Here is a 13,957-nt window from a genome sequence, read left to right on the forward strand (position 1 = left end):
GATCGGGCCTTTCAACGGGTGGGCTGCCAGCGCAGCAGGCGGCGGGTAAGCAGGGAACACAGCCAGGACATCAGGTAGCCGCACAGGCCGATACACAGCACGCAGACCACGATGATCTCCATGCGCGCCGCGGCCTCGGCGTTCATCATCAGGCTGCCAAGGCCAGCCCCGGCGGACAGGAACAACTCGCTGCCCACCGAGGTAACCCAGGCGAAGGCCAGGGCTTGCAAGACGCCGGCGGCAATGCCTGGCAATGCCGCCGGCAGCAGGATCAGCCACAGTTGCTGCCAACGGCCGAGCATCAATACTCGCGCGGCCTCACGGTGCGGGCCGGCGACCTGGCGCAGGCTTTCAAAGGTGTTCAGCACCATCGGGTACAACGCCGCCAGGCTGACGATCAGCAGCTTGGCGCCTTCACCGTTACCCAGCCACAGGGCAATCAGCGGGATCCAGCCCAGCATCGGCACCTGGCGCAGGGCATGGAACAGCGGCGCGATCAAGCGGTTGGCCGGCACGGACAGGGCCATCAGCGCCCCCAGGCCGACACCGCCGACGATGCCGATGGCAAGGCCGCTGCAGGTGCGCAACAGGCTCGCCCACAGGTTGACCAGCAACTCGCCGCTGGCCAGCAGTTCGGCCAGTGCGCTACCTACCTGCGCCAGCGGTACGAAGGCATAGGCGCCAGTCGCGCCCTGGCGCGAGGCATATTCCCAGGCACCGAGCAGCAATAGCGGTAACACCAGGCCACGCACACTCTGCAGTTTCATCGCATCCTCCTCAGCGGCTTTGCCAGGCAGACAGGCGCCGCTGCACACGGCGCAGGGTGAAATCCAGGCAGAAACCGATCAGCCCGGTCAGCACCACGCCGACCATCACTACATCGATGCGCAGCATCTGCCGGCCCATCTCGATCATCTGCCCCAGGCCGCTGTCGGCCGCCAGCAGTTCGCAGGCCACCAGCACCACCCAGGCACGGGTGAGGGCCACGCGGATACCGGTGACAATGGCCGGGACCGCGGCGGGCAGGGCAATCCGGCCTACCAGCGTGGGCCAGCGCAGGCGGTACACCGCTGCCATTTCGAAATGACTGCGCGGGATCGCGCGGATGCCTTCGCAGGTTGCCAGCGCCACCGGGAAGAACGCGGTCTTGGCGACGATGACCACCTTGAAGGTTTCGTCGACGCCGAACAGCAGCACGAACATCGGGATCAGCGCGATGCTCGGCACCTGGCGCAGGGTATGGAACAGAGGGGCGCAGTAAGCCTCCACGGTTTTCGACAGCGCCAGTGTCGCGCCAAAGGCCAGGCCGGCCAGTGCGCCACCGGTAAAGCCCAGGGCCAGCCGCGACAGGCTGCCGGCCAGGTGCTCCTGCAGCTCGCCGCTGGCCAGCAGGTCGGTGAGGCTGCGCCACACGTCCAGCGGCGAGATCAGCAGGTTGGCCGGAAACAGTCCGGCATTGGCCACCACGGCCCAGAGGGTGAGCAGGGCCAGGGGTGAGATGAACCAGGTAAGGGACGAGAGTACGCGCATGGCTGGCCTTGGGAGAGCAGGGGGTAACGGCTTATCGCAAGAGCTGTGCCAGGCGGCGCAGGCCCTGGATTACAGGGCTGCAGGGAGGGGGATGGTGCTGGGGAAGCAGCGCGGTGTTGCTGCAGCAGCAGTCGGTCAGCAGCATCGGCGTTGGCGCTTCGCGGGTTTGCCCGAGAAGTCGCCCACTCGGTTTCAGATCAGAAATCGTAACTCACACTGGTGTAGTAGAACGCCCCCTGCGCCCCCTCCGGGCTGGTAATGGAGTATTTCGGCACGCCATATAGCTGCGCGCCCTCAAGCTTGTCCGGGTGGCTGTCGAACAGGTTGATCGCGCCCGCCGACAAGGTCAGGCCCAGGTCGAAGTGGTACGACACGTCCAGGTCGGTTACCCACTGCGGGCTGAAGGTCTGGTCCAGGGCGGGGTTGGCGGCGTTGCGGTTCTGCCACTCGCCATACCGGCGCTGGGCCACGGTGACGCTCCAGCCGTCATACAGCCAGTTGGCGCTGAGGGTCAGCTTGTCCTTGGGTGTGCCGTCTTCGATCAGGCCCTGGGTGTTGCGGCCGATGATCTGGTTGCCGGGGATGTTGCCCACGTCGCCCAGGCCGGTGATGCGGGTGTTGTTGCGTGCATAGCCGCCATTGAAGTCCACACGCCCCCAGCGGCCCACGTCCAGCTGGTAATGCCCGGCCAGCTCGAAGCCGTCGGTGCGGGTGTCGGCGATGTTGGTGTAGAACGCCGCGCTCTGGATGTTGGCGTAGGGCGTGCCGGCGAAGATCGGGCCGACCACCGACGCGGGCAACTGGTCGGACAGGGTGATGCGATTGTCGATGTCGATGCGGTAGGCGTCGAGTGTGACCGAGGCGTTAGGCAGTGGCTGCCAGACCAGGCCCACGGAGAAGTTGGTCGACTCTTCCGGCTTCAGTGCCTTGCCGCCCACCAAGGCTGCTTCCGGGCTGTCGGCGCGCAGGGTGCGCTGCTGCACCTCGACCCAGTTGCCACTGCCCGGCGGCTGCTCCACCACCTGCACGCTGAATGACGACAACCCGCTCTGCACCAGCGAGGGCGCGCGGTAACCGGTGCTGGCGCTGGCCCGCGCGGCAATTTGCGGGGTGAAGTCGTAACGCAGCGACAGCTTGCCGTTGGTGGTGTCGCCAAAGTCCGAGTAATGTTCGCTGCGCACCGCCACACCGGCCTGGAATTTCTCGGTCAGCTGGGCTTCGACATCGAAGTAGGCGCCGATCACGCGGCGGTCCAGCGACACCGCATCGACCTGGGTGATCCCCGAGTAGTAACCAGGAATGCGTCGGCCCGTGATCGGGTCGATCATGTTGAACAGCGGCCCGTTGGACCAGCCGGCAGCATCGCCCTCGCTGAGGTCGTAGTTTTCCTGGCGCCAGGCCAGCCCCGCGGACACGGTCAATGGCTTGAACAGCCAGTCGTTGGCGAAGTCGCGGGTCCAGTCCAGGGTCAGGTTGGTCTGGTCTGCTTCGCGGCGGCCGGTGTAGATGGTCGACGGGCTGGTGGTGCCCCAGCTGGGGTTTATGGCGTTGCGGTCGGTGGAGTCGACGCGGTTGTTACCGTAGTTCAGTGCCAGGTCGAAGTTGCCCAGGGTGTCGTTTTCAAGGCGCAGGCCACCGGTGACGGCATAGTCTTCCAGGCCGTAGCGGGTGACTGGCAGGCGGCCGTCTGGGTAGCGCGCCAGGGCTACGCTGCCATAGTTGCTGCGCAGGGTGGTCGGTGGGTCGAAGAAGTTCTCGGCGTCGGTGTTCTTGTGCGCGTAGGTCGCGAAACCATAGGCGCTCAAACCCTCGCTCAAGCCCATTTCGGCATTGGCGGTGAAGTTGTACTGGTCCGAGACATTGCCCGAGCCCCAGCGCCAGTTGCGGTAGCGGTTGTTCTGCTCGCGCGGTGTGTCGATGCTGGTGGAACCGGGGTAGAAGAGGCGGTTGTCGTCACGGGTATCGCTGGCGGGGTCCTGGCTGCCGGCGTCGAAGGCCAGGGTCAGGAAGCCGTCGTTGGGCAGGGCAAAGCCCTTCCAGCCGCTGAGTTTGCGCTGCAGGCCGTCGCCTTTCTTGTAGCCGCCGAAGCGGTAGCCGGCGTTGCCGCCTTCGTCGCGCTCCTTGAGCACGATGTTGATCACCCCGGCGATGGCATCCGAGCCGTACTGAGCGGCGGCGCCATCGCGCAGGATTTCCACCCGTTCGATGGCCGACAGCGGGATCAGGCTAAGATCCACCGCTGCCGCGCCCCGGGCGTTGACCAGGCCCTGGCGGGTGACGTTGGCGCTGGTATGGCGGCGTTTGCCGTTGACCAGCACCAGGACCTGGTCCGAAGCCAGGCCGCGCAGCGAGGCGCCCTGGGCGATGGAGCCGGCAAACGCACCTTGCGGCGACTGTGGGAAGCTGAATGAGGGCGACAGCGCGGTGAGCGCGGCGGACAGGTCGCTGGCACCGGTTTGCTGGAGTTTTTCACCGCTCAGAACATCGACCGGGGCGGCGCTTTGCAGGGCGGTGACGTCGCTGCGATGGGTGCCGACCACGACAACGGTGTCGAGGCGGGCGGAGGGTTCGGCGGCGAATGCGGGCACGGCAAGGCCGGCGATGGCCAGGGCGATGGCGCTGGCCAAGGCGGTTGGATGGGGCATGGAGTAATCCTTTTATGCAGCGTGATGCATTGGGGCTGCTGCACAGCAGCCCAATGGCCTGATAATCAGAAGCGGCTGGTAACGCTGAGCCCGACGGTGCGCGGGTCACCGTAGGTGATCACGTACTGCCCGGCGGTGCCGTTGGGCCGGCCATGCACCTGGTAGCGGCGGTCGGTGAGGTTGTTGACGAAGCCAGTCACGCTCAGCTTGTCGTCATGGCTGAACCAGCTCAGGCGTGCGTTGGCCAGGGTGTAGTGGGGTTGGCTGAGGGTGGCGTCGGCGCTGCTCTGACGGTCGGCCAGGAAGTACTCTTTGTCACGGAAGCTCACGTCGCCGCCGGCCACCAGCTTGCCGCCCACTTCCAGCGGGATGGTGTAGTCCGCCCCCAGCGACACCACGTTGCGCGGCGAACGCACGAAGCTGTTGCCGCTGTAGTCGCCGGTCACTGCGCCGGTGGTGGGGTTGGTGTTCTTGAAGTCGGTGTACTCGGTGTCCAGGAACGATAACGCCGCGCGCAGGTGCAGGCGATCGGTCGGCTGGCCCTCGATCTCAAGTTCCGCGCCCTTGACCTTGCCCTTGGCACCGTTGGTCAGAGCGGTGGTGAGCACGCCGTTGTTCACCGTCAGCAGGTTCACCTGGATGTCGGAGTAGTCGTAGTAGAAGATGTTCGCGTTGACCGTGAGGCGGCGGTCGAACCACTCCGACTTCAGCCCCAGTTCGTAGGCGTCCAGCTTTTCCGGGTCGACCGTGGTCAACTGCGCCAGGCTGGTCGACAGCCCGGTGTTGAAACCGCCCGAGCGGAAGCCATGGGCGTAGCGGAAGAACACCCGCAGGTTGTCGTTGATGCGGTATTCAGGCGTCAGGTCGTAAGTCCAGGCTTCCCAGGTCTTGTCTTCCTGGCGGTTGCCGTTGGTGCCTGCTCCAGCCAATGGGATCAGCGGGCCACTGGCCGTGGCACGGGTCTGCTGCACCAGGTCCAGGTCGATGTCCTTTTTCTCCTGAGTCCAGCGCAGGCCGCCGGTGACGCTGAAGTCATCGGTGAAGTCGTAGGTCAGGTTGCCGAACAGGGCGTAGCTGTCGGTGCGGTGGTCGTAACCCAGGTCGCGGAACGCGGTGGTGCCCACCTGGTTTGAGCCGGTACCGTTGGGGGTCGGCCCCGGGGTGACGATACGCTGCGCAGAGCTGTCCAGGTCTTCATGGAAGTAGTGGGTGCCCACCAGCCAGTGCAGTGGGCGGTCTTCCGGCGAGGCCAGGCGCAGCTCCTGCGACCACTGGCGGTAGCTGTTGTCGGTGATGGCCGCGCCGTTGACCTCGTAGGGGGTGTAGTCGGCATCGCTGGTGGAGCGGTTGCGGATGTAGTCGTAGGCACTGATCGAGGTCAAGGTGTAGTCGCCCAGGTACCAGTTGAAGGTCAGCGAGGCGCCGTCGTGGTCCAGGCGATAGTCTTCATTGACGTTCAACGAGATGTCGCGCCCGTGCGGGCGTTCGTAGCCGACGTTGTAGTAGCGGCCCACCGGTAGCGAGCCGTTGCTGCCGTCGCCCTTGAACTGGCGGCTGTGCAGCTTGAGCAGTGCGTCCAGGTCGGGGTTGAGCTGGGCCAGGAACTGCAGGCGGATGGCCTTCTTGTTCACATCGCCGTAAGTGTTGCCATCGAAGTCGTTGTTCTGGAAACCGTCGCGCTCCTCGGAGTACAGCGCTACCCGCCCAGCCAATTTCTCATCCACAAGCGCACCACCGATGGCACCGGTGACAATGCGCTCGTTCTTGGTACCGAAGCCGACCGTGCCGTAGCCGTCGGTGTCGAAGGTCGGCTTTTTCGAGATCACGTTGACCGCGCCGGCCGTGGTGTTCTTGCCATACAGGGTGCCTTGCGGGCCACGCAGGATTTCGATGCGTTCCAGGTCGAACAGCGGCCCACCACCGGCGATGGGCGCGTTGAGGTACACGTCATCGGCGTAGATGCCCACCGGGTAGACCGTTGCCGCGCCAGTGTCGCCGGTGCCCAGGCCGCGGATGTACCAGCGCGGGCGACCGTCGCCGTCGGGGTTCTTGGCCGAGGCGTTGGGCACGAAGGTGGTGATGTCGCCCATCGCGCGCACGCCGTCGGCAGTGATGCTGGTGCCCTTGATGGCCGACACGGCGACCGGGACTTCCTGCAAAGTCTGTTCGCGGTGCTGGGCGGTGACGGTGACGGTTTCCAGGGCCGGTTCGTTCTTTTTGTCTTCGTTGGCGGCGATGGCCTGGGTGCCGGTGCCGGCCAGCAGCAGCGCAAGGCTGATCTGGCGGGCGAGTGGTTGACGTTGGTGCATGGTGGATCTCCCCGTATGTAAAACGTTGTTGGGGAGGGCTAGAGCAGGGACTGTGCCACATTGTTAACCAATTGACTTACAAGGATTTAACGCCTGTTATTGGAGGCTCTTGCAGGTTGGGCAGCAGTGGGGTGCTGGGCGGGTGCTGCTGGGGCAGCAATGGGGTGGCAGAAATGCCTGGGGCTGCTGCGCAGCAGCCCCAGCGTCTTAAACGGCCAAGCGCGAAGTCGAGCCGATCACATTCTCCAGCACGCGAAAATCAATCCACTCCCGCACATCGAAGCGCCGAGGGATGAACCCCCACCTGAAAAGGAATTCGGTAAAGTCCTGCAGCGCCTCGATCGAGCGGCTGTCCAGCGTCGTACGCAACCGCCGGTGCGCATCGTCGCCATAGGCCGCCGCTACCCAGTACTCGCTGGTGTTCAGTTCACGCGCCAGAAAGCGCCGAGTCTCTTCGGGGTTGGCCCAGGCCCATTGCTCGGTGCGCAGCACCGTGTCGACCAGCGTGCGGCTGGCCTCGAAGTGGTTCTCCAGCAAGTGCCGGTCGACGGTCAGCGTGCGCGGCGTACCGTTGTTGCTGCGGATCAGTGGGTCGGGGTGGCTGCCGGTATCCACCACCACGCGCAGGCCGAACTCATGGGCCAGGTGTACCGCATGGGCGCCCTTGAGGAAGATGGCGTCGATGTCGCCACGCAGCAGGCCGATAAGCTCGTTGTTGCGGCGGCTGAAGCGGCTGGTGTCCAGGCTCACTTCGGCGCCATACAGGTGCTGCTTGGCATCGTCGCTGTAGGTGCCGCCGTAGGGGTAGTCGACCAGCTCCACATCGGCCACCGCCAGGCCTTCGAGCTTCAGGGCGTTTTCCAGCCCGCGCAGGGCTTGGGCACGGGTGAAGTCGATCTGCACATTGGCCCACTTGGGCAAGCCGAAGCGGCGGTTCTTCAAGTCGCGGATGCTGCGAACACCGCTTTCTTCGGTGGTGAGGATCAACTGCACCTCATCGCTCCACGAAAGCCCCAACACGCGGGTTTCGACGCCGTTGGCGTAGGCCCAGATCGCCGGGATGTTGCCGCCATGGCGCACCGAGTTCTGCAGGTGGTGGTCGTAGTGGGCCTCGCGCACCTCGCGTTCGCTGGACTCGCGCAGCGACTGGATATTGGTGCCGAATGGCGCAAAGGCCTTGGCCAGGCGCCCCGACTGCACGGCAATGCCGAGACCGGTGGGCACCGGGCTGTGGGTGTACCAGAGGGTTTCCAGGGGCTTGGTCATGGGGTAACGGGTTTCCTGTCCATGGGAGTGGGGGCCAGCAACTGATCCAGGGGTTGGCGGGCGATCCAGTCGCGCACCTCGAAGCGCGCCGGAATGAAGCGCCAGCGTGCGAGGAACTCGACAAAATCCTGCAAGGCGACGATGGCCTGCTCGTCCAGGCGAGTGCTCAGGCGCAGGTGGGCGTCATTGCCGTAGGCCACTTGCACCCAGTACTCGCTGCTGTTGGTTTCTCGCGCCAGGTAGCGGCGGGTTTCATCCGGGTGCTGGTGTGCCCAGCGCTCGGCGCGCAGCACCGAACCGAGCAGGGTGCGTACCACGTGCGGGTGCTGCGTCAGCAGGTGACTGTCCACCGCCAGGGTGCGCGGCGTGCCGTTGTTGCTGCGGATCAGTGGGTCGGGGTGGCTGCCGGTATCGATCACCGTGTGCAGGGCAAAGGCGTGGGCCAGTTGCACGGCGCTGGCACCCTTGAGGAAGATGGCGTCCACTTCGCCGCGCAGCAGGCCAGCCAGTTCCAGGTTGCGGCCTTCGCTCTGGGTACTGGACACCGGTGTGCCGGCCACGTTGCGCACTGGGCGGTCGCTGAAGGTGCCGTCGTATCGGTAGTTGACCAGCGCCACGTCGCCCACTTGCAGCCCTTCGAGCTTCAAGGCGTTTTCCAGCCCGCGCAGGGCCTGGGCACGGGTGAAGTCGATCTGCGCGGCAGCCCAGTCAGGCAGCCCGAAGCGCCGGCCCTTGAGGTCTTTCACGCTGTGGATGCCGCTGTCTGGCCGGGTCAGGATCAACTGCGCCTCATCGGCCCACGACAGGCCGATCACGCGGGTTTCGCGGCCCTGGGCGCGGGCCCAGATGGCCGGGATGCTGCCGCCATGGCGCACCGAGTTGAGCAGGCTGTGGTCGAAGTGCGATTCGCGCACCGCCTGCTGGTCGGCTTCGCGCAGCGATTGCACCTGGGTGCCCAGGCTGGCCAGGTCGTCTTGCAGCCAGCCTTGCTGCACGGCAATGCCCAGGCCGGTGGGCACCGGACAGCGGGTGTACCACAGGGTTTCGAGGGGTTGGCTCATGTTCGGGCTCCGGTCGGGATCAGGCGCTGGCCTGCAAAGGGGGAGTGGTCGCCTGTTGCACCAGCGGCAGCACTTCCTGGCCGATGCGCAGGGCCTCTTCCAGGTGTGGGTTGGCGGCGAGGATGAAGGTGCTGAAGCCGGCATCGCGGTATTCGGCCAGGCGTTCGGCGATGTGCTGGTGGCTGCCCACCAGGCCTACGGTAGGGCCAGGCTTGGCCTTGGCAAAGCCGGCCCACAGGTTGCGCGCCAGCACCAGCTCGTCGAAGCCCTGCAAGCCTTGGTGATAGGCCGCCTGCCGCGCGCCGCCCACAGAGTCCGAACCGGTCACGAAACCCTTGGCGCTGGCGCTGGCTTTGCCTTCCAGGCGTTCGAACTGCTGACGCAGCTCGCGCCACGCCTGCTCCTCGGTTTCGCGGGCGAACAGGTCGACGCGCAGGCCGAAGCGCACCGTGCGCCCTTGCTTGTCGGCCAGCTCGCGCACCCGTTCGAGATGCGGCTTGAGCTTGTCGATCGGCTCGGCCCAGTTCAGGTATACGTCGGCATGGCGCGCGGCCACCTCCAGCGCGGCATCGGAAAATCCGGAGAAATACACGCCCGGTTTGCGTTCGTGCTGCAGGCCTGGCGGCAGGCTGCCGTTTTCCAGGCGGTAGATGTCGCCATCGTAGGAGAACTTGTCCTGCGCCCACAGGCCCTGGATCACGTCGAGGAATTCGCCGGTGCGCTTGTAGCGCAGGTCATGTTCCAGGAAATCGCCATTGGCGCGTTGGCTGGCCGGGTTACCGCCGGTGATGATGTTCCAGTCCAGTCGGCCGCCGCTGAGGTTCTGCAGGATTGCCGCCTGCTGGGCGGCATAGGCTGGCAGAGTCCAGGTGGCCTGGAAAGCGATCAGGAAGCGGATGCGCCGGGTTTCGCGGGCGAGCGCGGCGGCGGCGATCCAAGGCTCCGGGCCGGTGGGCAGCAGCGCGCCCTCGAAGCCGGCCAGCTCGGCGGCTTTGGCCACCTGGGCGATGTAGTCGATGTAGGTAAAACCGTCGGCCTGGCCATCGGGCAGGCGGCCGGGGGCGATATTGCCGGCGCGGTGTACAGGGTTGCCACGGTTGTGGCGGTCGGTGGACAGCTGCGGGCCGTCGGTACCCAAGGGCAGGCGCCAGAAGAATTCGGTGGTCATGGGGACTCCTGAAGGGGGAGGGTGTGCGAGTCAGGAGGGTGGTGCAACGGCTGTGCCATGCGTGGCGCAGGGCCTGTGGGGCGGGGATTTGTGGAGCAGACGGGGAGAGGGGTGCTGCTGTGGCAGCAATCGGGCAGCAGTGGATGCTGGGACAGCAGCATGAACAGGTCCGGCCTCTTCGCAGGGCAAGCCCGCTCCCACAGGTCCGGCGCGGTCAGTAAGTCCAGCGCCATATCTGTGGGAGCGGGCTTGCCCCGCGAAGAGGCCGGCAAGTCAGGCCTCGATTTTCTGGGCTACAACCTCCCCGGCACTGCGCAGATACGCGTCATGGAGCGCCGCATAGGCACCCCCGCGCCCGATCAGTTCGGCATGCGCCCCTTGCTCCACCACCCGCCCATGCTTCACCACGGCAATCCGGTCAGCATCACGAATAGTCGCCAACCGGTGGGCAATGATGATCGCCGTGCGCCCCTGGCACAGCCGGCGCACGGCGCGCTGGATGCGCCGTTCGGTGTGCACGTCCACCGCCGAGGTGGCTTCGTCCAGCACCAGCACCGCCGGGTCGGCGAGGTAAGCCCGCACCAGGCACACCAACTGGCGCTGGCCATGGCTCAGGTGCGTGCCCAGCGGGCCGACTTCGGTATGGTAGCGCTGCGGCAGGCGCTCCAGCACTTCGTCGGCGCCCAGCTCGCGGGCCGCGGCAATCAGCTGCGCATCACTGGCAGCTGGCGAGGCCAGGCGCAGGTTGTCGAGGATGCTACCGCTGAACAGCACGTTGTCCTGCAGCACCACGCCCACGTTGCGCCGCACGTCATGCTGGGCCAGGGCACGCAGGTCGATGCCATCCAGCTTCACGGCGCCGTCCTGCACTTCGTAGAAGCGCGTCAGCAGCTGTACCAAGGTGCTTTTGCCATGCCCCGAGGGGCCGACGATGGCTATCACTTCACCAGCGCGAATATGCAGGTCGAGCCGGTCAATCACTGGTCGTGGGCTGTTTGGCAGATAGGCAAAACCGACCTCTTCGAAGTCCACCTGGCCATGTGCCCTGGCCAGCGCTTGTGGCGCAGGTGGGTCGAGTACCTGCGGGCGTGTGTCGAGCAACAGGAAGATGCGCTGGGCCGAGGCACTACCGGTGGCATAGCGCTCGAACAGGTCCGACAACTCCTGCAGCGGGCCGAGGAACAGAAACACGTAGAACAGGCTCTCTGCCACTTGGCCAACGCTGACCTTGCCCTCGGCCAGGCCATGGGCGCCGACCAGCAACAGCACGGCCATGCCGGCGGTGCTGAGCAACGCGGTGAACGGGGCGAACCAGCCAGCGCGCAGGCTGCCCCGGATCAGCGCCTGGTTGAAGTCTTCCAGCAGCCGCCGGTAGCGCGCCTGGTTGATCTGCGCTTGCCCGCATTGCTGGATCAGCCGCACCCCGCTTACGCTTTCCACCAGATGCGCGGTGAAGCGGCTGCGTTGCTCCGCCACCTTGGCCCAGTTGCGCTGCGACACCCGCTTGAAGCGCCAGGTGGCTACGGCCAGCAACGGTACAGTGGCGGCCAGGCTGTAGAAGAAACTGGGCTCTATGCGCCACAGCATCAGCGCAGCTAACCCGCAGCGCAGCAGGGCGCCCAGCAGTTCTGGTGGGCCTTGCACCAGCAGTGGCTCCAGTGCATCGACATCACGGTCAACGCGGGAAATGATCCGCCCGGCACGGGTCTGGTCGAAGTAGTTCACCGACAATGCCTGCACATGGGCGAACACCTTGACCCGCAGGTTGTTGAGCACGCCGATCGCCGCGCGCCCGGCAATGAACTGCGATACTCCGGCCAGCAGAAAGCGTCCCAGCCAGCTCGCCGCCAGGCCAAGGCCCAGCCACAGCACCAGGCGTTCGTCGAGCAGCCAGTGGTCGGCACTGTGTACCAAGCCCTTGTCCAGCAGTTCGCGCACGAACCAGGGGCGCAGGAACACGGTAAACACCAGCAGAAGCTCGATGCCGATCACCGCCAGGATCTGTCCACGAATGGGCCGCAACAGAGGCAGCAGGCGGTGGAGCATACCCCGGTCCAGTGCTTGGCGGGCCAGGCGCTGCTCGATGTCGATATCGCTGGCGGGCGCGTGTTGCACATCAGTCATGGTCGACCCCCAGTAAATCGCGGTAATGGGCATTGTTCGCGCTCAGTTCGGCATGGCTGCCACTGGCGCTGATACGGCCGTTTTCCAGCATCAGCACGCGGTCGGCCTGCAGCAGGGTGGAGAGGCGGCTGGTGATCAGGAGCAGGGTCGGGCCTTGGCCGTGGGCACTGTGCAGGTGGCGGATGTTGTGCAGCACCTGGCGTTCGCCCAGGGCATCCAGGGCGCTGGTGGCGTCGTCCAGGCAGAGGATGTCGGGTGCGCCAAGCAGCGCCCGGGCCAGGCACAGGCGCTGGCGCTGGCCGCCAGACAAGGTAACGCCACGGTCACCCAGCGGCGTATCCAGGCCGTGGGGCAGGCGCGCCAGCACATCCTCGGCGGCGGCCAGGTGCAAGGCTTCGCGCAACTGGGGGTTGCTGGCTTGCGGCGCGGCCAGGCGCAGGTTGGCGGCCAGGCTGTCGGAGAACAGGAAGCTTTCCTGCGGCAGTACGTGAACGCGGCGGCGCAGGTCAATCAGGTCCAGGTTGCGCACGTCATGCCAACCGCCGGCATCACTGCCTACCTGCACGCTGCCGTGCTCTACGTCGGTAAGGCGCGGCAGCAGGCTGGCCAGCAGGCTCTTGCCGGTACCGGTGGCGCCGACCAGCGCCACCACCTCACCGGGTAGCAGGGTCAGCGAGCATTCCTGCAAGACAGGCCGACCAGCCTCTGCTGCACTGGCCTGCACCTGGTTCAGCTTCAGCCCCAGCGGCCCGGCAGGCAGCGTGGCATGGCCGCCGAGGATAGCCGGGCGTTCGTCCAGCAACTGCCAGATGCGTTCGGCGCTGGCGCGGGCATCGGCGAAGGTCTGCATCACCCGGCCGATGCCTTCGATACGGAACACCAACGTGGTCGCCACCAGCAGCGAGGTGACCAGTTCGCCGATGCCCAGAGCATCAGCCGCCACGCGATGGGCGCCGTAGACCAGGATCCACACATGCCCCAGCGCCACCACTGCCTGCGGTAGCGGAATGCGCGAACTGGCGTAGGCGAGGGCAGCGCGGGCGTGATGGGTGAACACCTCGACCTGGCTGGCGAACCGGGCGATACGCTGGCGTTCCAGGCCGAAAGCCTTGATCACCCGTACGCCGCCGATGCCTTCGGCCAGGTCCTGGCTGACCTGGTCATAGGCGGCGCCCACGGCACGGTCCAGGGTTACCAGGCGATCGGTCTGTACCACGAACAGCCACAGCCCGGCGCCGGTCAGCAGCAACGGCACCAGGCCCAACAGCGGGTCGTACCAGCTCAACAGGCCGACGGCGGCGATCACCACCAGCGGTGTTTCGATGATCTGCCGCCAGAAGGTGATCAATGCGTCGCGCACCTTGTCGGCATCGCGGGTGGTGCGGGTGACCAGTTCACCCATGCCGTGGCCCCAGTGGTAGCCAAGGTGCAGGCGCTGCACCTGGTTGAGGATGCGTTCGCGCAGGCGCGTGAGCAGGGCCTGGCTGAGCACCAGCGACAGCACGGCGGCGGCGTATTGCAGCAGGCCGCGGCCCAAGGCGATGGCCAACAGCAGCCACAACCAGTGCCAGGCGATACTGGCGTCCAGGCTGCCATCAGCCAGGCGCGACACGGCGCGACCGGCGCTGACATCGTCGACCGCGTGGCCGATCAGCCACTGTTGCCAGGCCAGGCCGAGATTGCCGGCCATGTACAAGGCTGTGACCAGGGCGAAGCGCCAAGGCATTTCGCGATAGATGGCCAAGGCCCGAAGTAGAGGGTGGTTCATGTAAATGCTCGATCAGAATGCGACGCCGCCCCCTGCAGGAGCGGCCTTGTGTCGCGACAGGGGCGCAAGGCACCCCCCGCCCAAAC

General features: G+C 66.0%; 9 protein-coding genes. All 9 read right to left on the reverse strand.

Going from position 1 to position 13,957, the window contains the following annotated elements:
- Positions 1 to 11: 11 nt before the first annotated feature.
- Positions 12 to 767: an ABC transporter permease gene (locus ACODS9_RS00380; protein WP_401105128.1), complete on the reverse strand. Its 756-nt coding sequence runs from the start codon at positions 765 to 767 to the stop codon at positions 12 to 14.
- Between the two features lie 10 nt (positions 768 to 777).
- Positions 778 to 1,530, reverse strand: a complete 753-nt coding sequence (locus ACODS9_RS00385; RefSeq protein ID WP_489092976.1) for an ABC transporter permease — start codon at positions 1,528 to 1,530, stop codon at positions 778 to 780.
- A 197-nt stretch (positions 1,531 to 1,727) separates the two neighbouring features.
- Positions 1,728 to 4,175, reverse strand: coding sequence for a TonB-dependent receptor plug domain-containing protein (locus ACODS9_RS00390; RefSeq protein ID WP_489092977.1), 2,448 nt, complete (start codon positions 4,173 to 4,175; stop codon positions 1,728 to 1,730).
- 65 nt (positions 4,176 to 4,240) lie between these two features.
- Entirely contained in the window at positions 4,241 to 6,484 is a 2,244-nt protein-coding gene (locus ACODS9_RS00395; RefSeq protein WP_401105132.1) for a TonB-dependent receptor, read from the reverse strand.
- A 207-nt stretch (positions 6,485 to 6,691) separates the two neighbouring features.
- The gene (locus ACODS9_RS00400; RefSeq protein ID WP_401105134.1) at positions 6,692 to 7,750 is read right to left on the reverse strand and encodes an ABC transporter substrate-binding protein; all 1,059 of its coding nucleotides are present in this window, start codon (positions 7,748 to 7,750) and stop codon (positions 6,692 to 6,694) included.
- A complete protein-coding gene (locus ACODS9_RS00405; RefSeq protein WP_102683994.1) occupies positions 7,747 to 8,811 on the reverse strand; it encodes an ABC transporter substrate-binding protein in 1,065 nt (354 codons plus the stop codon). Before ACODS9_RS00405 ends, ACODS9_RS00400 begins: the two co-directional genes overlap by 4 nt.
- Before the next feature lie 19 nt (positions 8,812 to 8,830).
- A complete protein-coding gene (locus tag ACODS9_RS00410) occupies positions 8,831 to 9,979 on the reverse strand; it encodes an LLM class flavin-dependent oxidoreductase (protein WP_367856265.1) in 1,149 nt (382 codons plus the stop codon).
- A gap of 273 nt (positions 9,980 to 10,252) precedes the next feature.
- Positions 10,253 to 12,103, reverse strand: a complete 1,851-nt coding sequence (locus tag ACODS9_RS00415; protein ID WP_489092978.1) for an ABC transporter ATP-binding protein — start codon at positions 12,101 to 12,103, stop codon at positions 10,253 to 10,255.
- Entirely contained in the window at positions 12,096 to 13,871 is a 1,776-nt protein-coding gene (locus tag ACODS9_RS00420) for an ABC transporter ATP-binding protein (protein WP_489092979.1), read from the reverse strand. The genes ACODS9_RS00415 and ACODS9_RS00420 overlap by 8 nt, the downstream gene beginning before the upstream one ends.
- Positions 13,872 to 13,957 lie beyond the last annotated feature (86 nt).

Source organism: Pseudomonas sp. FG36, from assembly GCF_057809275.1.

Excerpts from the sequence above, each read along its gene's own strand:
- ACODS9_RS00380 (WP_401105128.1), bottom strand. The coding sequence starts at position 767 with ATGAAACTGCAGAGTGTGCGTGGCCTGGTGTTACCGCTATTGCTGCTC.
- ACODS9_RS00385 (WP_489092976.1), bottom strand. The coding sequence starts at position 1,530 with ATGCGCGTACTCTCGTCCCTTACCTGGTTCATCTCACCCCTGGCCCTG.
- ACODS9_RS00420 (WP_489092979.1), bottom strand. The coding sequence starts at position 13,871 with ATGAACCACCCTCTACTTCGGGCCTTGGCCATCTATCGCGAAATGCCT.
- ACODS9_RS00410 (WP_367856265.1), bottom strand. The coding sequence starts at position 9,979 with ATGACCACCGAATTCTTCTGGCGCCTGCCCTTGGGTACCGACGGCCCG.
- ACODS9_RS00395 (WP_401105132.1), bottom strand. The coding sequence starts at position 6,484 with ATGCACCAACGTCAACCACTCGCCCGCCAGATCAGCCTTGCGCTGCTG.
- ACODS9_RS00415 (WP_489092978.1), bottom strand. The coding sequence starts at position 12,103 with ATGACTGATGTGCAACACGCGCCCGCCAGCGATATCGACATCGAGCAG.
- ACODS9_RS00405 (WP_102683994.1), bottom strand. The coding sequence starts at position 8,811 with ATGAGCCAACCCCTCGAAACCCTGTGGTACACCCGCTGTCCGGTGCCC.
- ACODS9_RS00390 (WP_489092977.1), bottom strand. The coding sequence starts at position 4,175 with ATGCCCCATCCAACCGCCTTGGCCAGCGCCATCGCCCTGGCCATCGCC.
- ACODS9_RS00400 (WP_401105134.1), bottom strand. The coding sequence starts at position 7,750 with ATGACCAAGCCCCTGGAAACCCTCTGGTACACCCACAGCCCGGTGCCC.